Source organism: Faecalibacterium sp. AF27-11BH (assembly GCF_003603005.1).
GTDB classification, from domain to species: domain Bacteria; phylum Bacillota; class Clostridia; order Oscillospirales; family Ruminococcaceae; genus Faecalibacterium; species Faecalibacterium taiwanense.
On record NZ_QVGS01000017.1, the window covers coordinates 11,924 to 38,095 of the forward strand.

A 26,172-nucleotide genomic window follows, 5' to 3' on the forward strand; every position below is an offset into this window, starting at 1 on the left:
ATGAACAAACCTATAAAAGCCAAAAATCTGCCGTTGTTCTCCATCATTGACCTGGACCAGCTGCGCCGGGAAAAACATCTGGAGGGCACAGAAGTGACAGACTTTTTCACGGCAAGGGATGGAAAAGTCTATCTTCTCATGGAACAGCCGTCCGAAACACAGGGTAAGGACTGGCTCAGCACTCCTTCCACCTATACCGCAGTGGAAATCCAGCTGGATTGGGCGGAACAGCGGGTGCTGGAAACGACGCTGTTTCCTCTTGGCCTCTTGAAGTTCCAGTTTCATTATTTGCGGCCCGCAGGTGATCACTTCCTCCTGCTGGGGGCAAGATGCGCCTATCGGGAAAACGGCCCCGACCAGAACGCCTGGATCGTCAGCCGGGACGGAGCTGTGCTGTCCCGTTTCTGCCTGGGGGATGGCATTCAAGACTGTGTGGTAAAAAAAGATGGCACCATCATTACCAGCTACTTTGACGAAGGTGTATTTGGTAATTACGGTTGGGATGAACCTCTGGGTGCTTGCGGCCTGATTGCATGGACATCGGAGGGAACTCCTCTCTGGAAGAATGAGAACTATTCCATCTATGACTGCTACGCCATCAGCCTGGACGAAGAAGAAAACCTGTGGTTTTATTATTACGATGAATTCCGGCTGGTGCGGACGAACTTCAAAGAGGACTTTGTATTTGAACTGCCAATCGAAGGAAGCGGAGCTTTTTCTGTTGCCCCGTCCGGCAATACCTTCCTGTTTCAAGGCGGATACCAGCAACGGGATAAATTCTACTTCCTTACCGCTCATGGTGATCACCTTGGGAAAAAACAGGAGGCTATTCCCACCTGTGACGGAAACAAGGTCGCTGTGGAGCAGTGCAGCCTGCTTCGCAGCCGGATGTTGTTCCTTGGAAAAGATGGTGTGCTCTATGGAGGTATTTGGGGGAGCGATGGCCAATGAAACAGTCTGATATTTATACCGAGGCTCTGACCTGTCTGCGCTCCATCCTTCTGGCAGACCATCCAGAGTTCCAAAACTGGATCGACTGGTTGGAGCGGGACATTCAGGACTGGAACCAGCGGCGGGAGGTTGCCCACCATCTTCGGGCATACGGAGGTATGGGCTCGTTCAACGACCTGCCCAGTATGCGTGGAAATCACGACTATATTTTCGACTTTCTCAAGTCCGTGTGCTATGCCTTCGGCCATCTTTATGGCAAACGGGAAGGCATTTCTCCGGAGGCATTGATGGAGGAGTGCCTGCACGATGTAGAGCAGGCAGCCTATCACCCCCATAAGGCACTGAACCAAGCCATTGCCCAGCACTTGATGCAGGGCGATTTACAGGAAAACCTGGATAGGCTGTAGGAGGACTTGTTATGAACAAAAGACTATTCCGCACCCAATTCAATCAAATGGAAAACATCGAGAAGCAGGTGCTGATGGAGAGCCTGGCTGCCCGTTATGATATGACCTTTCTCGGTCTACATACTTTTGACCGCTGGGGCCAGAGCTGCACCACCGGCATCTTCAAGAAAGATGGTCGGGAGTTCGTCTTTGTCCCCGGCGATACCGTCACCCTGGGCTGGGAGCAGTTTGCCGTGGGATTGAATCAGGAGAGCCGGGAGGAATTGGAGTATCTGTTCCGAGAATGGGAAATGGAGCGGGACCCGGAGGAGATGATTCGGGAAAGCATGGCTCCTGTTCGGCAGGCGGCCATTGGACCCATGCTGGTGGGCCGGGAGCTGGAGGAAATTAACTGGGAGCCAGTCAAAATGGATGATCCCAGACTGACTGTCCACCCTGACTGGCTGAAGGAATTCCGTGATTTTGCCTGGAGTGACAGCAGCAGTCTTACCTTGCATCAGTCGGCCCGCATTGAGCGGACGGAAAAGGGCTTTCAGATCTGTATCTATAACCACACAGACTACGATGCGCTTCTTGCCATGCTGGAAAACAGGGGCTTCTCCCTGCCCACGGCGGACGAGTGGGCCTACCTGTGTGGCGGCGGGTGTCGGACCCTGTTTCCATGGGGAGATGGGTTAGACTACTCCATGCGTCTGCGCTGGTTTGAGGACATGGATGAGGATGAGAACCGGCCCTATGACATGGAGGAGCCCAACTTCTTCGGCCTGTCCATCGCCTACGATCCCTATATGCGGGAAGTGGTGCAGGCTGATAGGCTTACCACCTGCGGCGGTGACGGCGGATGCAATATCTGCGGTGGGCTGGGCCCATTTCTCGGTTTCCTACCCTGTTCGCCCCACTGTAAGCCGGAAGTGCAGGAGGACAATGAACTAAACGGAGATTATGACTTTTATCGGCCTATCATTCGGTTGGAGAACTATGATTGACAATAGAAGCTTGATACGAAATAAAGAAAGAGAGGTGCCGACATGGGAGCATGGGGCATAAAAGCATTAGAGCGTGACGAAGGGCTGGATGTACTGGACATCCTCAAAAATGAATATGTACCGGAGCATCCGGTAATGGATCTGGGCGAGATGATCGAACTGATGAAAGAGGAAGTCATGCTGGGAGCTGACTTCTCACAAATCGACTTCCTCTTTGACAATACTGCGATGGCTCTGGCGGAGCTGTATTTCCAATGGAAGGATAATGGCAAGCTGGACTACGATTATGAAGAAGCTATATGGGATAAAGTCACCGGTTTCACAGCATCCAAAGAAGCCCTTGCTTTCCTGCTGCGGCAGCTCACCGACATCAAAAACGAGGTGCCGGACGAGGACGGCATCCGTGAGATTGTGGATCTTTGGAAGAACGAGGACAGCGGTGAGATCGCTCCTGTGTGGTCAGAGCATTTGGACTGGCTCATCAAGCGGCTGATCTCGGAACAGGAGGCATGACGCATGTATATCAAAAAATACTGGGGCAACTTTATTGGCGGTTCCGATGACAGTCTGAACCTTGTGGCATTTTTAGAGGATCAGAAAAAGGAGGAGATCCCCCTCAGCGAGATTTTCGCCAAGATTGGTCTGGACAAGCAGAACTGGGACTTCCGCCAGACCGTGGAGTATCTGGAGTTCACCCATTCGGACGGCGTGGAGATGGACTTCCACTTCGCCATTGATGTGGTCACCGACCTGGCCGCCATCCTGCTGGAGTGCAGCGTCAGTGGCAGTGTAAACCTTCAGGATCTGGACGAGTACAACACCCCCGCCCGCCGTATCCGCATCACTGCTACGCCGGAGGAGCACGAGGCCATGGACAAGGCCCTGGCGGACTTTGTCCATGCCCCGCTGGAATACGACATCAGCGAGATGATGGGCGAGGATGAGATCACGGATATGGCTTCTCAGGTGGAGATGCTGCGGAAGGAGCTGTACGAAGCCTCTGGCCGCAACCGGAACTACCATGTAAAGGCGGAAGATGTAAAAGATCTGCTCCCCGACTGGGAGGGTGCCGATGGCTGTATCGCCACCAACCGCATCACAGTGGAGGGCTGCAAGGTTGGCTACTGCTACAGGGAGAAGCCGGACGGCGGCTGGGACAGTGGCTGGCGCTTCACCGCTGGTGACGAGAGCGAGGCGTACATGGACGACCCCAACAACGCCGGGATTTACAAGCTGAACACAATTTGCAACGACGATCCCGACATCATTCCTCTGCTGAACACCCCCGCCCCCTGCGCCTTTGAGCGGGATGAGAACGGCGTGTTCCAGCAGATCAAAGACTGGAAACCGGATGAGGACGAGGAGGACCCTGATATGGACATTTTGAAGCAGTGCCAGAAGTGGCATGAGGAGGACAAACACCTGAAAATCGTTGACGCGCTGGAGGCCATCCCCGCCGAGGAGCGTACCCCGGAAATTGATATGGAGCTGGCCCGCGCCTACAACAATCTGGCGGACCCCAGCGAGCCGGAGGGAAGGAAGCTGCTTCACCAGGCACTGGAACTGATGCAGTCCCATGAGGAGGAACTGGGAGATACTTATTCCTGGAATTTCCGTATGGGGTATGCCTATTATTATCTGGATCAGGAGGGCCGCGCTCTGCGGCATTTTGAAAAAGCTCTGGAACTGCATCCCGGTGATGATCCGAAGCTCAACACCCGACAGGACATGGAGGAACTAATTGACTCGTGCAAGAAGGGTATTTCTCTGCCTCAGTTCTCGGAGTGCTTCCGGGAAAGGACAGAGGACTGGTGGGAAACCTTTGCCGAGATGGAAGCAGAGCTGCGCCAGATGATGGACGAGGACAAAGACCATACCCGCGGCGCAGAACTCGTGGCCCAAATGCAGGAAACCCTGAATCTGGTTTTTGATGAAATCTCCTTCGAGATGGGCTTCAACGGCGAGAAGTACGAGCTGATCCTCACTCCGGAGGGTGACAAGGTCAAGCTGTTTGAGCTGGTCTACTTCCAGAAACACGCCTCCAAGGAGGTGCTGGAGCACTGGAACATCCTTGTGGGCCGTCAGCCCCTCCCGAACATCGGCCTGCGTACCGAGGATGGCTGGGACATCTCCGGGGAGGATGTGCAGATCTGGCTGGAGGAGCAGGGTGAAAACAGCTTCGCCATCTCCGCCTACTGCGAAAAGCTACTGCCTATGCTCCGGGAGGAAGAAGGCCGGGCCTGGTGGATGCTCACTACCCTCACCGACCAAGTGCTGGGCGAGATCTCCCACATGAGATACATAGACAGCTTTGATGTGCTGGAGGAACCCAAGGCAGAGCCGTCCTTCCTCCTGTCCCAGCTGCCCGACAAACTGCGGGAGCAGGGCCTGGAGCTCTCCACCGACCCGGAAGCCTATCTGGAGAGCTACCTTGGTTACAAAATGGAACCCAAACAGGACCCGGACGCCGATTGGCGGCTGGATGTAATGGCCGGTTCCACCTGCTGTGTGCCGCTCATCAACGGCTATCTGAATGCCGACAATGATTTTATGGACGATCTCCATGCCGACGGCGCGGTGGCGGGCTTCTTCTGCTATCCCCTGGATACCCTGCGGGAGGAGGAAGGCAGTCAGAAAATTTTTGACTTCCGGGACAAACTGGAGGAAGTGCTCACCGGCGGGGATGGTTCGGAAGTGCTCACTCTCACCGGCGGGGCTACCGGCCTCTACTGTGGCTATGTGGACTTCATCGCCTGGGACATCCAAGAGGCGCTGAACATGGCGAAAGAGTTCTTTGAAGGCACGGACATCCCATGGGCCATCTTCCACACCTTCCGCCGTGAAGCCGGTTCTGTACCCCTAAAGCAACAAGATGATGGGACAGAAACTGAGAATCAGGATGACGAGTTGGACGAAACGCTGACGGGCATGGACTATATTCCTTACACCCAACAGAACGCCGAAGCATTCTTCGCTCAGCTGGAGCAGTGGAACGACGAAGACGAGTACACCCGCTGTATCCAGGCACTGAATGCCATCCCGGAGGACTGGAGGAACTATCGCACCGCCTACGCCTTGGCACGGGCGCTAGAAAACTACGCCATTATCGGGGACCATGACGAGGGCACCCCTCGCTATAAGGGAGACAAGGCCCTGTGCCGCGCCATCGAGGTGCTGGAGTCCGTCCGGGAGGAAGGCCAGGACAAGGCGGAGTGGAATATGCGGATGGCCTACGGCTATCAGTATCTCTATGGTCAGGAGGAAAAGGCCATTCCCTACGCCCAGCGGTGGGCAGAGTTGGACCCGGAGGACGAAAATGCCTCGGCGGTGATTCAGGAGTGTAAGGCGGAGATCCGGAAACGCCAGCGCAGCCGGAAGAAGGCCAAATTCGTGCCCGGTGATACCCCCTTCGAGGGCTTCGACCTCACCAACTTCTGGGACGACAGTATGTATGCGCTGAAAGAGTATGTCAGCGATCCGCCTTCCGATGAGCTGATCGCCAGCGTGGAGGAGGAACTGGGCTATAAGCTGCCCGCCGCCTATATCTGGCTGATGAAGCAGCACAACGGCGGCATTCCGGTGAATACCTGCTATCCCTGCGATGAGCCGACCTGTTGGGCAGAAGACCATGTGGCCATCACCGGCATTTTCGGCATCGGGCGGGAAAAGAGCTGCTCCCTCTGCGGAGAGCTGGGAAGCCAGTTTATGATCGATGAGTGGGAGTATCCTGCCATCGGAGTGGCCATCTGCGACTGTCCCAGCGCCGGACACGATATGATCTTCCTGGACTACCGGGTTTGTGGCCCCCAGGGAGAGCCTGCGGTAGTCCATGTGGATCAGGAAAACGACTACAAGATTACCCATCTGGCAGACAGCTTTGAGGAATTTGTCCGCGGACTGGAGCATGAATCCCTCTATGATCCGGATGAAGATGTAGAGGATCTTGAGGATGACGCCGACGAGGAGAAAACTGACCGTAAGGGCTCCTTTGCCGGGTCTGTGCTCCTCTCCAAAGCGGAATGGGACAAGGAGCAGTTGATCCGGAATCTACGGGAAGAATGGGGCATCGTAGATGAGGAGCCGGATGAGGGCGACGAAGATGATGAGAACAGCGATGACGCTGTGGTAATGCGGGTCGGCGGCATGATGCTGATCGTGACACTCTTCCACGGTCACATCCCGGACAATGAAGCGGAGATCAACGCCGAAAACAACTATATGTGGCCAGAGGCCGTAGAGGTGGCCAAAGCGCACAAGGCCCATATCGTGGTGGCTGTATTGGGCGAGGAGGAAAAACTGCTGGAACGGGGTAAGCTGTTCACTAAGGCGATGGCAGTGTGCTGCAAGCAGAAATATGCCACCGGTGTCTACACCAGCGGCGTGGTATTTGAGCCTCGTTTCTATGAGGGCCTTACCGATATGCTCAAAAAGGACGAACTGCCCATCTTCAACTGGGTTTGGTTCGGCCTGTACCGGAGCGAGGGGGGCCTAAACGGCTACACCTACGGCATGGATGTGTTTGGCAAGGAGGAAATGGAGGTGTTGAACACCGACGCTGAGCCGGAGGAACTACGGGACTTTTTGGCAAGCCTTGCCTCCTATGTGCTGGCGTGTGATGTGACGCTGCAAGACGGCGAGACCATCGGTTTTTCTGCGGACGATAAGCACACCATCACCCGCAGCCCCGGCATCTCTCTGCCAGAAGAACAGATGACCCTGAAGATCGGTTACGAGCCTATAAAGGGAGATCCGGAGGATGACAGCTGCGACCACTCAGACAATGATGACACGCAGGATGAGGAAGAATTCAGTAATCCCGAAGTCTACACCGAGGAGGAGATGGAAGCCGTCGAGGAGCACATTGAGCAGTATTTCGGCAAGTTCGAGAATGTGTTCCATGAGCTGGTTTCTCCCGACATCCATGTGGACATCTGCGTGGTGCCGCCCTCTGAGGAGCGGGACTACTGCACCCTGGTCACCATGGGCATGGGCGCTCACCGGATGAATGTGCCGGAGGAACTGGCGGAATATAAGCTGGAGCGGGCGGAGCTGGCCATTGCCCTTCCTGCGGACTGGAAGCTGGATCAGGAGTCCATGAAAGACGAAAAGTGGTACTGGCCCATCCGCCTGCTGAAATCCTTGGCCCGCCTTCCCATTGCCAGCGATACCTGGCTGGGCTTTGGACATACCATGGATAACAAGGAGAACTTTGCGGAAAATACGAAGCTGTGTGCTGCCATTCTCACCGGCCCCCAAAGTACAGAGGAGGGCGGCGAGGTCTGCACCCTGCCGGGCGGCGAGGAGGTCAACTTCTATCAGGTCATTCCGCTTTATGAGGACGAGTTGGACTATAAACTGGAACATGATGTAGACGCTCTGCTGAACAAGATGAGGGGGATCAGTTTTGTTGTAAACCCCACTCGCCAGAATGCAATCACCCGTGGCACCCTTTCCAATGATAATTTTGACGGTGAGATGGACGACGCTTCCTATCACCTTGAGAGCATTGAGGAGAAGGAACTGCCTATTGACCCCATCAATGCTTATAACCACATGGCCATCTACCTGCGCTGGTGTATGGAGCACGACCTGATGGGCGAGGACTTCCTGAAAGAATACAGCGAAGTGACCAAACAGGTCAAAGCTGATCCTGCCAATGTGGATCTGAGGGAGTTTATCCGGGATGAGCTGGACGGCTGTCTGTTCTCTGTGCTGTTCAATCAGCAAGGCCGTGCCTTTGCAGGCTATTACTACGGAGAGGGCGACAGCCCCTACTATCCTGCCGACATTGATGACTATGCCCTGAAATATTTTGGTCCGTCCCGATACCACTCCAATGAATTTCAACAGGAGGCATACTTATTCATCCCATTTGATGAGAAATACTATCAGACCATGGCTCAAGTGATTGAGGAACGCTTTGAAAACTGGCAGGGACAGGACTTCGACGAGGACACGCTGGAGCCTTCCGAAGTGGCTCATGCCATCATGGAGTATCTGGACTGCGAGTGTACCTATTTCCCATCCATGGCAGATGATGACCCCATCATGTCGGCATACAGCTACGCCCAGCGGCTGGGGGTACGGGAGGGCTTTGTTCCCGTACTTATCCAGGCGGATGATGAAACGCTGTTGGAATGTCTGGTAATGAACGCCGACCCGGAGCATGATGCGGACTGCTATGAATTTGACCTCAAAACGGTAGAGGAGTACCGGAAGAAGATGCTCTCCGCTCCTGTTAAGGACGGAAAGGCGATTTTGGAGGAATTGACCGGCCAGCGCAAGGAAGAAGCCGAGGACGATGATCTGGACTGGGATGAGGAAGTCCTGGGCGAGATGGAGGGCGGAGAACCCATCGACCGCTTCGCAAACTATTGGAACGATGATACCGGAATGACATATCCGCTCATTCTGGCTAAAATTCCGGTAAAGAACCCCTGGGAGATCTTCGCCTATCTGCCCTTTGGAAATTGGAATGAGTGTCCCGACACACCGGACCTGATGGCAGTGGCGAAATATTGGTTCGAGCAACATGGTGCCATTCCTGCCGCCATGAGCCACGATAAATTGGAGTTTGAACTTCCAACTCCGATCTCCAAGGAAAGAGCTATGGAGGTGGCTGTGGAGCAATATGGTTTCTGCCCAGATCTGGATCAGAATGAGGATGGAAGCATTGGCTCCTTGGCAGATGTCCTGTGGCAGTCCACCGTCTGGTACTTCTGGTGGGATTGATGGGAGGTGCGACCAATGACAGAATATCAGAAAACCTATATCGAACTAAAAAAACAGTTTGTTGCGACCAATGAAGGTCCAGACAATGTCCGCGCTCTATATACCTTCAAGGAAGAACTTGAGCAGAGTGAGGATCAGCAGGCCAAGGAAGTGCTGGTGGATGTATATGACCTGCTGGACTTTAAGAAGGACGCCTACGAACTGCTCTGCCAAATCGGAAATCGTTCCGATAAAAAGACCCTCAAGCGGCTGGGCACGCTGAAGGACTATGCGGAAAACTGGGGCAATCATTATGCTCTCCCCAAGCCCAAAACGCCGGAGGAAAAGCAGAAAGAGAAGGAACGGCAGGCCCAGCTGGGCCTGCCCGCCTTCCGGTATCACCCAAACCCTCTGGAAACTGGGGCTTTTGAGGAATCCACAGACGGCGTTGTCTGCGACTGCTGTGGCAAGACGACCCATATTTTCTATACAGGCCCCTTTTACGCTGTGGAGGATATTGAGTATCTGTGCCCGGAGTGTATCTCCAGTGGCGAAGCAGCCCGGAAATATGACGGCTGCTTCCAGGACGATTGCTCTCTGGATAATGGTGTAGACGATCCGGAGAAGCTGGACGAGCTGATCCACCGCACCCCCGGCTACTCCGGCTGGCAGCAGGAATACTGGCGCGCCCATTGTGGTGACTATTGCGCCTATTTGGGTAATGTGGGAGCCAGAGAACTGCGGGCACTGGGTGTGCTGGAGGAGGTACTGGACGATCCGATGTGGGACGATGAGCAAAAAGAAATGATCCGGGAATCTGTCAATGGCGGGCATCTGCAATGCTATCTGTTCCGGTGCCTCCACTGCGGAAAGCACCTGGTCTGGATGGATTTTGATTGAGGTGGCAACATGGAGAAGAAGGATTTTCCCAAGGGAACCAAGCCCCGTGAGATCTTCATCTATACCTGTGAGCGGATCGCGGAGCCTTTGAACCCGCTGGGCTACAAATACCGCAAGAGCAAAAATGACATCTACAAAAAAGACGGCATCTTTGTGTTCTCCTTTTACTTTTCCCCCTCCATCCGCTTTGGCTCCACCACTTTTACTGCCTTCTTCGATGTGAGTTCCCCGGTGATTGCCCAGTGGCGCAGTGAGCAGGAAGGGACAGAGGAAACCTATGATGGTATCGTGGGCACCTCCATCGCCCGGCTGACCCACCGGTATGATGACTTCCCCCGCTATGAGGTATCTACTCTGCTGGAGCGGGAACGCTCTATCCAGGAAATTTCCGGGCAGATCCAGGACTATGCACTACCATTCTTTGCCCGGTTTTCCAATCTGCCCAAGCTGCTGGACGATGTGGAACAGGAGGGGTTCTTCCCCCATCGGAAGGGGTTCGATGTCCCTAAGCGGAATCGGGAGTTCATCGAATGCTTCCGGGAGTATCTCCAAAAGCAGTAGGAATCAGCAGAAAGGAAACAACACCTATGTCAAACAGTAGAGTATCCACTTGGAGTGGAATCCGGAACAAATTGGAGAATGACTACCTGTGCCCGGCACTCCGGGGCCACATCCAGTATTTTGCCACCAGTTACAGCAAAAGCGCCGACCATGAGGGCCGGGCCGCCATTCGTGTGGACGGCGTGGAAGTGCTGCGGAGCAACTACTACACCTATTTTGAAAATGTGTGGACGAAATTTCATCACTTGCGCTCCACCACGCTGAAAGATCACGACTCCGCAAAAGAGGCCATCAATCAGGCTCATGCCTATGCGCTGGAGCAGGGCACCTTTGACCAAAAGGTGTTCTATGAGGTGTTTGGGATCTTTGACAACCAGAGCATCGAGAAAAGCCTTGTCAGCGAGAATCCCCTTGTCCGTATCTTTGCCCTTCTGGATCGCAGGCTTGGCAAGCGCCGCCTGCTGGCTTTGGAGGACTCCATGGAGCAGGAACTGGACTGGGTGCGGGCTTTCTATGCGATCCGGTTGCAGGCCGAAGGGCTGATGGAAGCGAATAACATTTAGGAGGAACCACCATGTCACAGATCGCGTCCTTTTATCTGATAAAAAATAACCAGCGGCAGGAGTTGTCCGACGGTGACTGCTCCGGCGCGGTCTATATGGCCATCTGGGACTGGTGTGAGAGCGAACTGGATCTGGATGTCCGTTTTCCTGCTCCCCAGACGGAAGACACCCTGGACTGCGCTCTGCTGGAGGGAGAGCTGGCGTCTCAACTGCTGGCAGCTCTGCGGGAGCAGGATCTCCCGGAGCTGGCCGCTGAAATTGCCCCGGACTGGGATCTGCCCACCGAGGCGGTGCAAAGCGGGCTTAATACGCTGCGCTCCCATCTGGAACTGGTGCAGGGTGATGCTGCTCTGCTGTATGAAATGACATGAGAACGGAGGGATACCATGCTGGCAAAGCGGTTTGAACACATTTTACATGATCTGGGCATGGCTGGGCTGGAACACCCTCTGTTCTACCATGCACCGGTGGGCATTCGTTTTAAGATCGGCGGGGAGGAACCAATCTATCTGGATAGGCGTGCGGCGAAGCTGAAAACCAACCCCGCTTATGTTCAGGGGGCGCTGGACCGAGCCGCCGCGATCTATCGGGCACTTCCGGCGGTGCCGGACCTTCTGCGGATCGACGGGTATCCCGATGAAGAACCCGCCGAGTCCCTGCTGACCGTTATCCGGCAGCGAGTGGGCCTCCCAGTTCCCGATGAACAACTTTCGGCCACAGAGCAGGATGAAGATGGGGATACCCATGCACAAGTGCAGTTTTACTGGGATCTCAGCAAGATCAGCTTTCAACCAGAGCTGCTTCTTCGGGAAATCATTCTGGGGGACATCGGCGGCTGGAACGGCTTTGTGTCCAGCGTCTATCTGGCTGGGCCGGGGCCGTTCCTCTACCATTTGTACGATGACCGTGGGCTGGATGTGCTGGGCGGCTCACAGAAGCTGCTATTGCCTCTCTATCATCAATTTCATGACTGGATTTTGGAATACGATCTGGAGAAGATTGACCAGATGTTCGCTCCAGCAAAAGAATGACTGCATAACAGAAAAGGAGACATTGCTATGGGACTTGATATTTACGCCGGGCCGCTGACCCGGTACTATTCTCACAACTGGAAAACTGTTGTTCAGCAGTGGGCGGAGGAAAACGGATACACCTTTAACCGGATCACCCCGGATGGAGAACCCGCCGACAACGAGGAGGAGCTGTCCCCGGCTGAGATCCAGGCGGCAGTGGAGGACTGGCGGGATCAGATCTTAGCCGCCATTTCCCAGCCGAACCAGCCGCACTACACTCCATGGCCGGAGGACAACGAGCGGCCCTATTACACCGATAAGCCGGATTGGGATGCCTTTGGCGCTATGCTGCTGGTGGCTGCCTGTCATACATACGAGGAACCGGTGCCTCTCACCGTGGAGAAGGACTGGGACTTCGGGGAGCATCCCCTGATTGCCCGCCTTGCATCGGACGAGGAGCGGGTGTGGTCCCTGCTTCGGGGCGCGACTTGGTGGCTTCCCCTCACCGACAGCTTTCTATTCCAAGGCCCTCTGCCCACCGATGATCAGACGATGATCGCCACCTTGGGCGGACTGCGGAAGGAGCTGGAAAAGCTGAACCAGCTGGCATGGCAGGCCGATGAGGACACTATCCTTGGTTGGGCAGACACGGAGGGATACCCGGTAGACGGAACCGTAGACTCAGATGGACAGTACAGCAAGGCAGACATCCCGGAACACACCCAGTATGACACCCAATCCTTGGCCAAGTTTGCCTTCTCCGTGTTCTGGCGGGCCATGCGGTTTGCCGAGGAGCAGCAGGTGCCTATCCTGCTTGACTATTAAAGAGAATTCGTCAGGGGGTGGAGACCGTGGAACAAAAACGGCCGGCAGATCAGCAATCTAATCCCACGTTAAAACGAGAAAATGCTTAATTGTTCTCATCAAAGTTCTCTACCTGTTCCATGACCTTTTTGAGAACTTCGGGGCTGTACTGCGGGGGATATCACGCTTTTCAAAGAACGAGCCGGAGTTGCGCGCAGCGCGCAGATAATCCCGGCAGTTAAACAAAATCTAATCAAGGTTGAGAGCTTTTTCTCCAGCCTTCGTCTTTGCCATGGCGTTTTTCTCCAATCTGAAAATTACAAATTGCGGACAAAAAGGACGCATTGTTGTGGCAAGCAGTGCAAGCTGGTACCAACTTGCAATTTTTGAATCTGATTTCTAAAAATCAAATTCAAAATGCTTGTTGGGCTGTGCCCAAACCCCTTGCGTTCTGCATCCGACGGATGCAGGCTGCGCATTTTTGCAAAATGCTTTTTAATCTGAGTGCCGATGCCTGTGGTGTCGGCACTTTTTGCACAGATGGATTTCCGGAAGCAGAAAATAGTGCTATGCAGCACATCCGGGATTGTGCTATACTTGATTTACATAAACTTGTTTGTCCTAAAAAGTTGGAGGTGTTCATGGCAACACGAACCATTTGTTTTCCCATATCCGGCTATCCCTATTGCAGAGAACAGCCGGTGACATTCACATGGATAAAAGGCAGCAAGCGGCAGAATATCCGTGCCGTCCATGATGCCGTCCATACAACAGACCCGGATGTTTCGATTCTGGAAGTCAGCTCTGCATCCGTTCAGCCGGAGGGTGAAGGTGTTTCTTCTCTGCGGCTTTTGCTGCATCTGGATTCTGTTGCGCAGGATGTACCCATCAGCACGGTTTTTGAAGCCACCAAAGTGTTTGAACATGGTGGGCCATTCGCTGACCTTCTGACCTGTGAGCCACCCAAAGTCCATAAGGACACTCGGCTGCGAACCAGTGGAGAGCTGCTGCGCTACTCTCTGGAAGAAAGTGAGTATCCGACAGAGCCGTACCCGGATTCGTTCTTTGAGTGGCTCTATTGCCGTGCGTTGAAGCAGTCCCCGGAAAAGGCTGCGCAGCTGAGCAGATATAATGCCTTTTCTGATATTGCTGCCGCAGCGGATTCAAAAAAGTATTATGGCGATTCCTCGCGAGCAGTTGCAATCTATGTAGGACTTGCAGCGGCAGGAAAACTTCCGTGCATCGATTCCTATGAATCATTCATTGCGGAAGTTTACACGGAGCCAAAACCTCTGCCTAAATCCGGAAAATCTGAGGTTGCTTCAGAAACGACACCCGAAGTTTCTGCACCAGCAAAAGAGATTCCGGTAGACGAATCGCCGCAGTCCGATAATGCAAATGCGGAAGTGATTCCGGACATTGCGCAGATGGAGCATATCCTTGAGCTGCCCAAAGTGACCTGCCTGCTTCTCTCTTTGGCAAAAAATGCTGGTCTTTCTGCAAATAATTCCAGTGAGCTGGCGTATAAGGGAAAGGAATTCCTTCTTGACACTTATCAGAAAGCACTGAAAAACAAAACGCTCCAAATCAATATCCAGAAGAACAAAATTACATTTCCGATGGAGGAGCATGACAGCGGATTTCATGCAGTCGGTATGTTGACCCGTTCGCCTGCTTGGGAATACGGATGGAAGTTTAACTATCTGACTGAGAATACATCCGGTGCAGAAAAGTCCGAAGTTAAAGAAAAAATCCCTCCGAAGCCTTTGACCGCATTGGAACATCTGGAACGCTGTGGGTATAAAATCGTTCAGCAGGTCGTACCGAAAAAACTTCCGCCGATTGCCGTTCAGCGGATGGCATGGAAAACAGGCGAAGCTCTTTGCGACCCGGTAGTGGTGGATTTCTTGCAGTTTATTCGGACACATATGCAGAGTGACGGCTCTTTTTCGTTCCGTATCCCAAAGGGTACTTCCAAGAATTCGTTTGCCACACTTTCGGAAATCGCTCAGACGTGGGATAAAATGGGACTTTTTGCATCCATTGTGATCTATCCGCAGAATATCGTCTATGAGCTTGCGCAAAATGAGACTGTCCGGCATTTCCTGAGCGGGAAGTGGCTGGAACTTTTTGTGGAGCATCAGGTTCAGCAGATTTTGAATCGCTATCAGGAGGAGCAGGGTGCAGAAGTTTCGCTTTGCTCCAATGTGATTCTTTCAGAAGCGGCATCCGCAGGGAGCACGCATGAACTGGATGTTGCGTTTTCCATCAACGGAAAATTCTTCTGGGTGGAAGCCAAATCGTCCAGCCGAAGTATTGATTATGGAAAATACGCTTCTCTATGCGAAAAGCTGAAAGTAACCTCCGACCGACTGCTTTTGGTCAACAGTGATTTGTCCGTGGAAGAGTGCGAAGGTGTTTCTTATTTCTGGAATTACCGAGTTGCAAATTGTGCAACGATCACGCAGGAACTGGAAAACATGATTGCCAAACAAATTGAAAGCGCCGGAAATGCTGCTCTGAGTATAGACTGAGTAATAAGCAGAAAAGGCCCCGAGAACCTTGCCGGATAAGCGGCAAAGTTCTCAGGGTCGTATTGTTTATCTGGAATGTTCGGTTTGCTTTGGATCCTTTTCCTCATCAAAGAAAAGCTCGATATTTTTCTGCGCTCGAAGAAGCTCCTGCATCTCATCGCGCGCCTTGCGGTAGTCCGGGTAGCGTGCTTTCTTTTCTGTCAGCAGTTTGGAATATTCCGCATCCAACTCCTTAATCTTGGGGAGCGTTTTCAAATTGGATTCATCAAACGCCGCTTTCGCCGCCTTGTGCAGCGTGATTTCTGTGCAGTGCTCTTCCAAAAACTTTTTGCTGTACCCAGCTTTACGGTAGGCATCATACACAGGTCGAGTCTTGGCATAGTTGATGATGTGTGCTTTCAGCACTGCGATTTCTGCCAGCCGCTTCTCAGAGGTTTTGATGGAATCGCCCAGTTCGTGATAGCGAGAAAGTGCAGCATCCGCACGTTCCTTTAGCTCGTCTGCGCTGCTGATTTTCTGCTGTTGCAGAAAAATCAGCGTTTTGGACATCTCTTTCAGGTTGTGCTTCTTCGCCCAACGCTCGTATCCACCGCCCTTGCCCTCGGCAAGTTTCGCTTGAATGTCCACCAGCAACTGAAATGTCTGTTCCTTTGGTGGCTGTTTCTGATGGGGATGATGCTTTGCCCTACCAGCCAACACCGCCTTGATTTCTTCCTCACTGTACCCAGCACCCAGTGTCTTGAAACGGATAAAGCGCTTCTGCCGTGCGCCCTTGACGGAAGTGTATTTGCCGCGTTTGATTTCATAGCCCTGCTGTTCCAGCTTTTGCAAAAATTCTTCGTAGTCGGTGGGTTCCTGCTGCAAAATTTCATCGATGATACCGCACAGCCGGTCGCGGTTGCTTTCCCTTGGCGGGTAAGTGATGCGCTTCTGCCGCTCCCGGTAAGGCTTCTTTTCGATTACGGAAAGCTGATGTTCCAGACAGATCAGATCGCTCAATCGCTGCACTGCCAGACCGGAAAAGAAAAAATCCCGAAATTTCCGGGTGCCGTCCAGTGCAGTGGAATTGTAGATGATATGGTTGTGGATGTGTTCCCGGTCAGTATGAGTGGCAACAATAAAGGCGTGTTTGCCTTTCAGAAATCGGGAGGCCAGTTCGTAGCCGATGCGGTTGGCTTCCTCTGCCGTGATTTCACCGGGCCGGAAGGATTGCCGTATCTGATAGGCGATGACATTGCTTTTTTGGCTGCGCCCGGTGGCCTGCTCGTATAGCTTCTTTGTGAGCATGAACTCCTCATCCACGGTAAGCGGGCTGCATTGATAACTACTGACAAGCTCGCCCTTTTCAGTCTTGTCGGGGTTCTGTGCATAGTCAGTGCGGTCTTTTAGGCAGGCGGCGATAGATTTTCCTTTGTGCTGATGCAGTGCGATCAGACGAGTAGCAGCCAGAGCAGATCACCTCCTAAATGAAAAAGCCGCCCGAAGGCGGCAAGAAGATTCAAAATCAAATCAGGTCCCGGAGCCAACCGCTGAATTTCTCAACGCCCTCCACCATTGCAGTTGCGCCGACAAAAAGGACAAAGCAGAGAAATTCGGCAACCAGCAGAATCAGAAATTGATCCCAAGTCTGGCGGTAGACGGTGTAGATGCCGCAGCCAAAGATATACAGCATCAACGGCGCGACAACATAGCTGGACAGAGTAAGCAGCCACTTTGCCATCAGAGCCAGAAAAGCCACGAACAGAGAGATCGGGGCAAGCATCATCTTGAATAAAAACCTCATATCAAACACCAGCCTTTCTTTTTCGCCCCTATTATAAAGGTATCGCCCCTTGCCTTGCAAGGGTGTCAACCGTTATGTAAACCCGCAGCCTCCTACTGCGGGAAATTTTTTAGAGTTCGGTGAGTTTGGCGAGAAGTTGCTTGCCAATAGCTATCAGCTCATCCAACCGACTACGCAAGTCCTCTAAATCGGCGGCATAGAGCTGCCCGCTTTCACTGGCCCGTTTCGCCACCTGATTCAGGTTGTTGCTGCAATTCTGAAGAAGGTACGCCATCCGACGCAGCTGTGGTAAATCAAGATTCAGGCAGTAACCATCCAGAGCCATTTTTCGCAGATAAGAGCCAATGCTCAAAATACCGCAACTTTCCATCTTCTGACGAATGCGTTCCAGTTCGACTTTGCTGACACGAAAATGGATCTGCTGGTCACGGTGCTCCGTCACCGGGCATCACCATCCTTATCCAAGTAAGATTTGAATGGTCGGACAGGCTCCACTTTATCAGCCTTTTCTTCCAGAGCTGCCAGCACAGAGGGGCGGGCATCCGGCTTTTCTTCCGCTTCGGGTTCTGTCCGGCTGGACTGATGCTCCATGTTCAACAGCGCATCCAATTCTGCAAGGCGGGCAGATTTGGTTTGCAGTTCTTCCTCCTGCGCAAACGGCTTGGCGATTTCAACCTCTGCGGCCTGCTTCTGCTGTTCCAGAGAATCCAGTGCGGCATCAGCATCGGCAATGCGGTCGGCAAAATTGCCGATGGCATTGTCCAGACGGACGATGTTGCCGCGAGGGTCATCGCCCAGCGGTACCGGATAACTCAGCTCGCCGCGGAGAACGATTTGATGCTCATTCTTGAAACTGTCAAAGCGAATGTTCAGCTCAAAGCCGCGATAGGTGCCCAGCAGCATCATATCCGCATTCGGCATCTCCTTGCAGGCGAGCATCAGCCGCTCACCAGCGGCTTTTTTCTCATCGAACACCATGCCCTTGATCGTCATGCCGCAGAAGTTCTCCTTATCCTGCGGGTGTGCGTCTGCGATTTGGGCATCGTTTTTCAGAGCCGCAATACGGTTCTTCGCTTTCTGAATTTCCTCCGGGTAATGCTTGAGCAGCTTATCTTCCAGACGATATTTCTGGTTCTGGTAATCCGAGCGCAGCACCTTGAGCTTTGCTACCTGCACATCCAGATCCATCTTTTCCCGGATGCGCGGGTCGCCTGCGCATAGGGCCTTGACCTCGGCATACGAAAGAGCCTGCTCATCCACATCATCACAGGAGCGCATCGGAGATTTGCTCGTCATGATCTGCGAAATAAACTTCTGCTTGTTTTCCAGCGTTTGCCAGAGGTAGGCGTCGAATGTCCCCTCCGTGACGTAATTATAGACGTAAACTTGTTTGTTTTTGTTGCCCTGACGGATGATTCGGCCGTTGCGTTGGGTCATATCGGACGGTCGCCAGCCTACATCCAGATGATGCACGGCCACCAGCAGGGTCTGGACATTGGTGCCTGCGCCCATCTTTGCAGTGCTGCCCAGCAGGACACGCACCTTGCCGCTGCGGACTTTGGAGAACAAATCCGCTTTCTTACCTTCAGTATCAGCGTTGTGGATGAACTCGACCTCCGATTCCGGCACCCCGGCGGCAAGCAGCTTTGTGCGAATATCATCGTAGACATTGAACGAGCCGTCTCCCTTGGGCGTGGACATATCGCAGAAAATCAGCTGCGTCAGATTATCCTCTTTGGTTTCGTTCCAGATACGCAGAACATTGTCGACGCAGGCATTCAGCTTGCTGTCCGGGTCATCCGGGGTGAGCGGATTCATCAGCCGCTGGTCAAGGCCGGTTTTACGTCCGTCCGAGGTGATCTTCAGCATATTGTCCACCGAGGGGTCAACCGCACCGCTATGCACCTCAGCAGCACGTTCGCTCAGGGATTTCACCATGTCCTGCTGGATTTCCGAGGGTTTGACCACGACAGTTTCAAACTTGGCTTCCGGAACAGGCAGATGCAACTGGTCGGAAGTCTTGATGTCCGCTGCCTCCTTGAACATATTCATCAGCTCCGGCAGATTAAAGAACTTGGCAAAACGTGTGCGCGCACGGTAGCCGGTTCCTTCCGGCGCAAGCTCAATGGCCGTGGTGGTCTCGCCAAACGTAGAAGCCCATGCATCAAAGTGGGTCAGTTGTTTCTGCTGGAGAGTGCTGTACTGCAAATAGCGCATCAGTGTGTACATTTCCGTCATGGAGTTGCTGATGGGCGTTCCCGTTGCGAAAATCACGCCGCGCCCGCCAGTCACTTCATCCAGATAACGACACTTGCCGAACATATCGCTGGACTTCTGTGCTTCGGAGGTAGAAAGGCCAGCAACATTGCGCATCTTGGTGTAAAGATATAGGTTCTTGTAGTTCTGGCTCTCGTCCACAAATAACCTATCTACGCCTAATTGTTCAAATGTGACCACATCATCCTTGCGGTCGGTGGACTGTAGCTTTTTCAGTTTCACCTCCAGTGTTTTCCGTGTCTTTTCCATCTGTTTCACGGTAAAATGCTCACCGGACTGTTCTTTGGCCTCTGCAATGGCTTTTTCGATTTCCTCGATCTGATCTTCGATGATCCGTGCCTGCCGTTCCGCAGAAAGAGGGATTTTCTCAAACTGCGAGTGGCCGATAATGACGGCATCGTAGTCGCCGGTTGCGATGCGGGCGCAAAAACGCTTTCGATTGGCGGGTTCAAAGTCTTTCTTGCTGGTAACGAGCAGCTTTGCATTGGGGTATAGCCGCAGGAACTCGCTGGCCCACTGCTCGGTCAGATGGTTGGGTACCACGAACAGGCTTTTCTGACACAGGCCCAAACGCTTAGATTCCATTGCCGAAGCTGCCATCTCAAAACTTTTGCCGGCACCCACCTCGTGGGCGAGCAGGGTGTTCCCACCATAAAGCACATGAGCAACTGCATTGCGCTGATGTTCCTGCAGATTGATCTCCGGGTTCATACCGACAAAATGGATATGGCTTCCGTCATACTCGCGGGGCCGGGTACTATTGAACAACTCGTTATACTGCTTCACCAGCAGATTCCGCCGCTGCGGGTCTTGCCAAACCCAGCCTGCAAAGGTATCCTTGATGGCCTGCTGCTTCTGCTGGGCAAGCATCGTCTCCTTCTGGTTCAGGACACGCCGCTCTTTACCGTCCTCCTCAATGGTATCATAAATGCGGCAGTCCCGCAAATTCAAGGTGTCCTCCAAAATCTTGTAGGCGTTGGCCCGGTGGGTGCCGTAGGTTTCGGTGGACATGATATCATACATTCCGGCGGCAGATTTGTTGCCGATGCGCCATTCGGACGTAAATGGAGAGTAGCGGACTTGGATCAGGTTGTTATAGCGGATGCGGTAGGGCGGCTGAAAAGTCTCCATCATAAACTGCTGCACAATGGCGGGATTCAGCCATGTGGCACCCAGTCGGATGTCGATTTCTGATGCTTCAAGGTCCTTCGGCTGCGCTTTGGTCAAAGCCTCCACATTGATCTTGAACTCCGGGTGGCTTTCAGCGGCAAGCTGAGCCATGCGCAGTTTATTCCGCACATTGCCGGAAAGATACTCGTCCGCAGTCTGCCAGCCTGCTTCCGGCTCATCTGCATCCGCAGAAGGGTCTTTGAAAATCACGCCTTGCAGCTCTGTGGTAATACGCTCATAATCGCCGGGAGAGCCGAGAAGTTCCGCCATATAGGGCAGATCAACACGGCCATGTTCTCCAATGGACACTGCCAGTGCTTCGCTGGGGGTGTCCACGCTGGTGACGGTGCGCTCCGGGCGAATCGTTCGCTTGGTGAACATATCCGCCTTGCTTTTGAGCTGTTTATTCTCATCGAGATTTTCCAAAGAGCAGAGCAGATAGTAGGAACTGTCATCATCGAACAGGCGGGCATTTTTCTTGTCGTTGATCAGCCCGTATTTTGCGGTAAAGGCATCGTAGGCGGCGTTCAATTTTGCTTGCGATGCCTTAATATCCTCGTCCGGGAAGTCCAACTGCTGGTCAATCAGTTCGTTGACGATTTGCCGCAACTCCACCATACCAGCTACACGGCCTTTGGCATTATCGGACAACTCCACCTGCGTCATAATCGAATTTTCTCGGTAGTACACCTCACCGTCCACCACGGCATAGGAGAAATTCTTTACATCTGGGTCAGCGGGGAGCGTCTTGCGCTCGACTTCTGCATCCGCAACATCTGGTGTTTCCACCTCGACTTCAACATACTGGCCCTCAATATGCTGTACCGCTTCGGCAAGCTGGTCGGCCAGCACTGCGCCCTCGATGGGGGCAACCGTCAGTTCCTCCCGTCCGTATTGGGTGCTTTCGGTGGTCAGTTCGCCCAGAATCATCTCCGGGTGGTCCACGAAATACTGGTTGATGGCAAAGCCGTCCTCGGTCTTGCCAAGCTGCACCCATGCAGGTTCGATGTCCGCAGGGCGGTCACGCTTCTGCAAAAAGATAATGTCACTCACAACATCCGTGCCTGCGTTTGCCTTGAACGCATTATTCGGCAGACGGATAGCTCCCAACAGGTCAGCACGCTCTGCCATGTGCTTGCGGGCGGTGCTGTCCTTGCTATCCATGGTGTAGCGGCTGGTGACGAACGCCACCACGCCGCCCGGACGCACTTGGTCAATGGCCTTGGCGAAAAAGTAGTTGTGGATGCTGAATCCCAACTTGTTGTACGCCTTGTCGTTGACCTTGTAGTTGCCGAAGGGCACGTTGCCCACCGCCAGATCGTAGAAATCACGGCGGTCTGTGCTCTCAAAGCCCGCCACGGTAATGTCGGCCTGCGGGTACAGCTTTTTGGCGATGCGCCCGGTGATGGAATCCAGCTCTACGCCGTACAGACGGCTGTCCTGCATGGTGTCCGGCAGCATACCGAAGAAGTTGCCCACGCCCATACTAGGTTCCAGAATGTTACCGCTGCGGAAACCCATGCGCTCCACCGCATCGTAGATACCACGGATCACGGTGGGGCTGGTGTAGTGGGCGTTCAGGGTGCTGGAACGTGCGGCGGCATACTCGTCCTCGGAGAGCAGCCCTTTCAGTTCGGCGTATTCCTTTGCCCAACTATCTTTGCCGGGGTCAAAAGCGTCTGCCAGACCGCCCCAGCCCACATACTGTGAAAGCACCTGCTGTTCCTCGGCGGTGGCACCCCGGTGCTCCTCCTCCAAACGAAACAGAGTTCGGATGGCTTCGATGTTCCGGGCATATTTCTGCTTTGCACCGCCCTCGCCCAAATGGTCGTCTGTGATGCGGAAGTTCCCGGCAGGCGCAGCGTTCAAGGCTTCATCCAAGGCAGCGGCATCCGGGAAGGTCTGCACCTCTCCGTCCATTACAGCAGAGATGGGCAGTTCGTCCAGTTCTTCGTCAGACGGCTCCGGCTCGTCCTTGTCTGCTAAAAATTTTGCGTGTTCGACTTTGAGCCACTCGGCGGCTTCTCTGTCTGCAACTTCTTTTTTCAGATTTTCCAGATAAGATTCTGCCTGCTTCTCGTTAGAAAACTGTGGAACGGCGTGATTGGTTTCATAGTAGTCATCATAAAGATCATCCCAGATAGCAAAAAGCGGCATTTTACCGTCAACGACTTTTCGGACAGAGAAACGTTCGTATTCAGGCACTTCGGATTCCTTGGCGATGGCTTCTGCCTGCGCCAGCATTTTATCCACACGCTGAGCAGTCGCACTCTGTCGCAGCCCCTGCTCAAACTGCTGCTTGTTAATAACCTCATTGTCCCAAGACTGCCCGTGCGCACTGGTGTCGATGCGCACATCGGTTTCGCCAACATAGCCGATGGTACCTTCAATCGTTCTGGTGGGCAGGTCTACCACAACTTCATCCCCGACATTGTAGTTGGATGCTTCCTGTCTGGTAGCACGCTGTTCCTTTTCCTCATCTGTCAGATAGCGGTCGGACTGAATCATAAGGTCGATATACTTTTCCACCTGCGCCCATTTCAGGGTGATTTTCTGGTGGTCGGGATAATGAACAAATTCCAGACCCTTCCAGTCGTGGTTGACGAAGCCTCGACTGCCATCCAGATAATCGTGGGAGTGCCCACCGATGCCGTACTCCTTTGCCAGTGCTTTGGCACAGAGTTTGCGGTCAGGCTGGGTCTGGTACAGCGCAATAATGCGCTGTTTGCCGCCTGTAAACCCTGAACCATGCCGCCGCAGCTCGTTCTCAATTTCAGCCTGCGACAAAACAAAAGCGGAGGGCGTTTTTTCGCTCTCCGCTTGGTCGATCTTCTCAATTTGCTGGGCTTCGGTGGGGATGTTCGCATCCAGAAAACTTAGCTGTAGATCAGCTCCGTCATCACCAGTTCCTCTGCCTGCGCTTTCAGACTGTTCATGTGCTGCACCCACATCAGTTGATTCTGCGCTTTGTCCGGGGCTGGGTCCTGCTTCAGAAGCTGCTCCATGGTCTGCTGCATCCGGCTCTCTGCCGTCTGCTCCAGTTCCATCAGATGCGGGTACAGCGTCCCGTTCAGGAGCATCGAATTGTACAGTACCGGGCGATACTGCTTCAGGTAATTCCGGCGCATCCTGCCGTACTTGCCCAGCGGGGTCTTCGGCTGGCTGAGGGTCAGGTTCGGGAGCTGGTAATCCCCGAACTTCGTGTAATTCAGACTGCTGCTCATATTCTTCCATCCTTTCTACGTTTCGGCGGCGGGTCGTGGTTTTCACCGTCCGCTCGATTTTGCGTAAGACCTCGCGGCTGATGTCGCTGGTAGCGGCACCCAGCGCATAGACTGCATCGGGTGTGGAAAAGGTGTGGATGGCCTGAAAGTCATCCTTGTCAAAGTAGCCTTCCGGTTCAAACCCGCATCGTTCTAATAGAGTGTAGGTGACGCTCATTGTCGCAGCGGCCTTGAACTGAAGTTCCTTTCCGCTACTATCATAATCATCAAAGAAAGAGCCGTCAACGATGTTGAGGATGTCGCCGCTGTTGTTGTCCCAATAATCGTTCACCAGCTTCTCCGCAATATTTACGAGCTGCTGGCTGAGCCGTTCATGGCTGATGCCGTATTCTGCGGTCAGCATCTCAGACACCGGCTTGAAAAGGTCGTCATTCATTTCCCATCGTTCCGGGTCGCGAGAATTGCGCCGTACTCCGGTGTCCGACACATCAAACACATAGTGCAGACGCGGGAATCCGCTGGATTCGTCCAGCAGGGCGATGCCCTTTGCACCCCGGCGCACATAACGGTTCATCCGGTTGTTCCAGATGTCAAAGTCGGCGCAGGCGGTGGCATCCGGGCGCTGGGCGTAGATCATGAGCTGGTCTGCAAAGGGGTACTTGTACAGCCGGGATGCGGTGGTCAGGTAGTCCGTCCAGCTTTCCCAATACCGGGTCAAGCCGTTCGCCGTGCGCTGGGCAAGGGCGAGATATTCTTCGGTTTTGCTTGGCATTTTAGCCTCCTTTTCCAGATTTTAGAGTATAAAAATAGCGGGCAACCGTTTTGGAGCTGCCCGCTGGAAAGTGTATTGAGATAAGATTATTTGCTATTGTCCTTTATGTACTTCATAACGCAGCACCCCATCACGATGACGGGAAGCACGGTTCGTAAACCGAGGTCGCCGACCCGCACATTTGCATCAATCACAAGTCCTGCAAACCATGCCGCTAAAGTGAAAACAGTTGCCCAACCGTAACTCATAGAACTGTACTCCTTCATATGTGAATATTCAAAACTCTCTTCTCAGCTTCAGCTTTCATAGCTGCCCGCAAGGAACTTACATTTATTCGACTCGAATGTTTATCGGATTCAGTGTAAGGTTGCCTCCGCCCGCCACCTTATACCATTTGCCTCTTTCGAGTTTGATTCTTTCCGTTACGCCCTGTGTAATATATCCGATTCTATATTTTTCTCCAGTCTCTACATCGGTAAAGACCACCTCAGTATCACAATCACCGCTCACTTTTACAGTTCCCCAAAGTGGCTGTATTTGTTCTGTCTTTATGGTGCCTTCATCGTTTGAAAGGGTGAAAGTATGGCTTCTCTGAATATTGATATAAATCGCCACCAGAAAAACCGTTGCCAGACATAAAGCAAACCTTCTTGTTTTCATCGAAACACCTCCTGCAAATTCGGTTTTATCGAATCATATCACATAAGCGGACTCTTCAAACTTACAGCTCAGTTTCCACCGCAAGCTGCTCCTGTTTTTCTTTTTCGTCAGCGATTTGGACGTCAATATCTTCGCGCATCTTTTTCAGAAGTGCGAGGACTCGCTTGATTTGACCCTTGGTGTTTTCCACCCTGCTCTGTGCCTGATTGATGTGATCCAGAACTGCCCAGTCTGCAAAGAGGCCGTCAAAGAAGAAATCCGCAAATTTCAAAAAGCTGTCCACCGTAACCTGAAGGTCTGCGGTGATTTCAACATCGGAAAGTTCAGTTTTGAACCGCCGCAGTTCCACTTGGAGCTGTTCGATTTGTTCCTGTGCATCGTCCAGTTCCTCATACTTGGCAAGATCGGCCATCAAACCGCCGCCCATTACGTCCCATGTACTCCAGCCCTCGGCATTGTCGAGGGTTTCCAGAACTTCATTGACCGTATGCAGGGCGGTCTTTCCGGCGTTGATGGCTTCCAGCAGCTCCCGTTTTTGGACTTTCAGCGCGGCAATACGGCTTTCGCTTTCCGCAACCTGCTGTGCGGCAGGGTGGGCAGATGCTTTGATGCTTTTGATTTTTTCGGAAAGAGCAGCTTGATACTGCCTTTCGCAATCGGACAGCCGTGCCAACCTATTTTGAATTTGTGCTAAATCAGCATCAACGGAAGAAAGGTCATGGAGAGCCGCATCGTACTTGACACGGGCTGCATAGGCTTCCTGCCGTTCTTTGTCCAGCTTTTCATCCATCTTTCCGATGACCTGATAGAAAAATGCGGCAAGGCTGTGTCCCTCCAGACGGTCCACATCAGCCTG

The 26,172-nt window shown here is 53.2% G+C and carries 20 protein-coding genes and 1 pseudogene; 13 read left to right on the forward strand and 8 right to left on the reverse strand.

Going from position 1 to position 26,172, the window contains the following annotated elements:
- The 12 genes from DWY76_RS12790 to DWY76_RS12845 all read left to right on the forward strand — a co-directional run bounded on the left by DWY76_RS12790 (position 1) and on the right by DWY76_RS12845 (position 15,430).
- Positions 1-951, forward strand: coding sequence for a hypothetical protein (locus tag DWY76_RS12790; RefSeq protein WP_006773008.1), 951 nt, complete (start codon positions 1-3; stop codon positions 949-951).
- On the forward strand, positions 948-1,358 hold the full coding sequence (locus DWY76_RS12795) for a hypothetical protein (RefSeq protein WP_002588992.1): 411 nt from the start codon (positions 948-950) through the stop codon (positions 1,356-1,358). Before DWY76_RS12790 ends, DWY76_RS12795 begins: the two co-directional genes overlap by 4 nt.
- A gap of 11 nt (positions 1,359-1,369) precedes the next feature.
- Positions 1,370-2,344, forward strand: a complete 975-nt coding sequence (locus DWY76_RS12800) for a hypothetical protein (protein WP_120081525.1) — start codon at positions 1,370-1,372, stop codon at positions 2,342-2,344.
- 42 nt (positions 2,345-2,386) lie between these two features.
- Positions 2,387-2,857, forward strand: coding sequence for a DUF4259 domain-containing protein (locus DWY76_RS12805; protein ID WP_006059608.1), 471 nt, complete (start codon positions 2,387-2,389; stop codon positions 2,855-2,857).
- A 3-nt stretch (positions 2,858-2,860) separates the two neighbouring features.
- Complete coding sequence (locus DWY76_RS12810) at positions 2,861-9,076, forward strand: DUF2185 domain-containing protein (protein WP_120081526.1); 6,216 nt, start codon at positions 2,861-2,863, stop codon at positions 9,074-9,076.
- Positions 9,077-9,091: 15 nt separating this feature from the next.
- Positions 9,092-9,955: a CbrC family protein gene (locus DWY76_RS12815; protein ID WP_120081527.1), complete on the forward strand. Its 864-nt coding sequence runs from the start codon at positions 9,092-9,094 to the stop codon at positions 9,953-9,955.
- A 9-nt stretch (positions 9,956-9,964) separates the two neighbouring features.
- The gene (locus DWY76_RS12820) at positions 9,965-10,516 is read left to right on the forward strand and encodes a DUF4304 domain-containing protein (protein WP_120081528.1); all 552 of its coding nucleotides are present in this window, start codon (positions 9,965-9,967) and stop codon (positions 10,514-10,516) included.
- A 26-nt stretch (positions 10,517-10,542) separates the two neighbouring features.
- A complete protein-coding gene (locus DWY76_RS12825) occupies positions 10,543-11,079 on the forward strand; it encodes a hypothetical protein (protein WP_120081529.1) in 537 nt (178 codons plus the stop codon).
- 11 nt (positions 11,080-11,090) lie between these two features.
- A complete protein-coding gene (locus tag DWY76_RS12830; RefSeq protein WP_006059613.1) occupies positions 11,091-11,450 on the forward strand; it encodes a hypothetical protein in 360 nt (119 codons plus the stop codon).
- Positions 11,451-11,465: 15 nt separating this feature from the next.
- The gene (locus DWY76_RS12835; RefSeq protein ID WP_008723402.1) at positions 11,466-12,110 is read left to right on the forward strand and encodes a DUF3885 domain-containing protein; all 645 of its coding nucleotides are present in this window, start codon (positions 11,466-11,468) and stop codon (positions 12,108-12,110) included.
- Positions 12,111-12,137: 27 nt separating this feature from the next.
- Positions 12,138-12,917, forward strand: a complete 780-nt coding sequence (locus DWY76_RS12840) for a hypothetical protein (protein ID WP_006059615.1) — start codon at positions 12,138-12,140, stop codon at positions 12,915-12,917.
- 365 nt (positions 12,918-13,282) lie between these two features.
- Positions 13,283-15,430 (forward strand): DUF1887 family protein, encoded by a 2,148-nt coding sequence (locus DWY76_RS12845; RefSeq protein ID WP_243112046.1) that lies wholly within the window; start codon positions 13,283-13,285, stop codon positions 15,428-15,430.
- 66 nt (positions 15,431-15,496) lie between these two features.
- Here the strand turns inward: DWY76_RS12845 and DWY76_RS12850 are convergent, their stop codons facing one another.
- From DWY76_RS12850 to DWY76_RS14425, 5 genes and pseudogenes are all read right to left on the reverse strand, one after another.
- A complete protein-coding gene (locus DWY76_RS12850; protein WP_120081531.1) occupies positions 15,497-16,879 on the reverse strand; it encodes a relaxase/mobilization nuclease domain-containing protein in 1,383 nt (460 codons plus the stop codon).
- Positions 16,880-16,934: 55 nt separating this feature from the next.
- Positions 16,935-17,213, reverse strand: a complete 279-nt coding sequence (locus tag DWY76_RS12855) for a hypothetical protein (protein ID WP_117506243.1) — start codon at positions 17,211-17,213, stop codon at positions 16,935-16,937.
- A 109-nt stretch (positions 17,214-17,322) separates the two neighbouring features.
- Positions 17,323-17,655 carry a plasmid mobilization relaxosome protein MobC gene (mobC, locus tag DWY76_RS12860; RefSeq protein ID WP_117506238.1) on the reverse strand — a complete coding sequence of 111 codons (333 nt, stop codon included), beginning with the start codon at positions 17,653-17,655 and terminating at the stop codon, positions 17,323-17,325.
- Positions 17,652-22,517 (reverse strand): annotated as a pseudogene (locus tag DWY76_RS12865) (SNF2-related protein); the annotation flags it as partial. The pseudogene DWY76_RS12865 and the gene mobC, both read right to left, overlap by 4 nt.
- 1,019 nt (positions 22,518-23,536) lie before the next feature.
- The gene (locus tag DWY76_RS14425) at positions 23,537-23,884 is read right to left on the reverse strand and encodes a TnpV protein (RefSeq protein WP_243112047.1); all 348 of its coding nucleotides are present in this window, start codon (positions 23,882-23,884) and stop codon (positions 23,537-23,539) included.
- Between the two features lie 373 nt (positions 23,885-24,257).
- Here DWY76_RS14425 and DWY76_RS14430 point away from each other — a divergent pair, with 373 nt between their 5' ends.
- Positions 24,258-24,740, forward strand: coding sequence for a hypothetical protein (locus DWY76_RS14430; RefSeq protein ID WP_243112048.1), 483 nt, complete (start codon positions 24,258-24,260; stop codon positions 24,738-24,740).
- Positions 24,741-24,742: 2 nt separating this feature from the next.
- On the opposite strand, the gene DWY76_RS14120 is transcribed toward DWY76_RS14430, so the two are convergent.
- The 3 genes from DWY76_RS14120 to DWY76_RS12875 form a co-directional block, all read right to left on the reverse strand.
- Complete coding sequence (locus DWY76_RS14120) at positions 24,743-24,904, reverse strand: hypothetical protein (RefSeq protein ID WP_015537708.1); 162 nt, start codon at positions 24,902-24,904, stop codon at positions 24,743-24,745.
- Between the two features lie 82 nt (positions 24,905-24,986).
- On the reverse strand, positions 24,987-25,316 hold the full coding sequence (locus tag DWY76_RS12870) for a hypothetical protein (protein ID WP_120081533.1): 330 nt from the start codon (positions 25,314-25,316) through the stop codon (positions 24,987-24,989).
- Positions 25,317-25,377: 61 nt separating this feature from the next.
- The coding region (locus DWY76_RS12875) for a hypothetical protein (RefSeq protein WP_120081534.1) at positions 25,378-26,172 on the reverse strand (795 nt) is incomplete at its 5' end.

Excerpts from the sequence above, each read along its gene's own strand:
- DWY76_RS12790 (WP_006773008.1), top strand. The coding sequence starts at position 1 with ATGAACAAACCTATAAAAGCCAAAAATCTGCCGTTGTTCTCCATCATT.
- DWY76_RS14425 (WP_243112047.1), bottom strand. The coding sequence starts at position 23,884 with ATGAGCAGCAGTCTGAATTACACGAAGTTCGGGGATTACCAGCTCCCG.
- DWY76_RS12795 (WP_002588992.1), top strand. The coding sequence starts at position 948 with ATGAAACAGTCTGATATTTATACCGAGGCTCTGACCTGTCTGCGCTCC.
- DWY76_RS12820 (WP_120081528.1), top strand. The coding sequence starts at position 9,965 with ATGGAGAAGAAGGATTTTCCCAAGGGAACCAAGCCCCGTGAGATCTTC.
- DWY76_RS12805 (WP_006059608.1), top strand. The coding sequence starts at position 2,387 with ATGGGAGCATGGGGCATAAAAGCATTAGAGCGTGACGAAGGGCTGGAT.
- DWY76_RS12815 (WP_120081527.1), top strand. The coding sequence starts at position 9,092 with ATGACAGAATATCAGAAAACCTATATCGAACTAAAAAAACAGTTTGTT.
- DWY76_RS12835 (WP_008723402.1), top strand. The coding sequence starts at position 11,466 with ATGCTGGCAAAGCGGTTTGAACACATTTTACATGATCTGGGCATGGCT.
- DWY76_RS12855 (WP_117506243.1), bottom strand. The coding sequence starts at position 17,213 with ATGAGGTTTTTATTCAAGATGATGCTTGCCCCGATCTCTCTGTTCGTG.
- DWY76_RS12870 (WP_120081533.1), bottom strand. The coding sequence starts at position 25,316 with ATGAAAACAAGAAGGTTTGCTTTATGTCTGGCAACGGTTTTTCTGGTG.
- DWY76_RS14120 (WP_015537708.1), bottom strand. The coding sequence starts at position 24,904 with ATGAGTTACGGTTGGGCAACTGTTTTCACTTTAGCGGCATGGTTTGCA.
- DWY76_RS12810 (WP_120081526.1), top strand. The coding sequence starts at position 2,861 with ATGTATATCAAAAAATACTGGGGCAACTTTATTGGCGGTTCCGATGAC.
- DWY76_RS12800 (WP_120081525.1), top strand. The coding sequence starts at position 1,370 with ATGAACAAAAGACTATTCCGCACCCAATTCAATCAAATGGAAAACATC.
- DWY76_RS12830 (WP_006059613.1), top strand. The coding sequence starts at position 11,091 with ATGTCACAGATCGCGTCCTTTTATCTGATAAAAAATAACCAGCGGCAG.
- DWY76_RS14430 (WP_243112048.1), top strand. The coding sequence starts at position 24,258 with ATGGCTGATGCCGTATTCTGCGGTCAGCATCTCAGACACCGGCTTGAA.
- DWY76_RS12825 (WP_120081529.1), top strand. The coding sequence starts at position 10,543 with ATGTCAAACAGTAGAGTATCCACTTGGAGTGGAATCCGGAACAAATTG.
- DWY76_RS12840 (WP_006059615.1), top strand. The coding sequence starts at position 12,138 with ATGGGACTTGATATTTACGCCGGGCCGCTGACCCGGTACTATTCTCAC.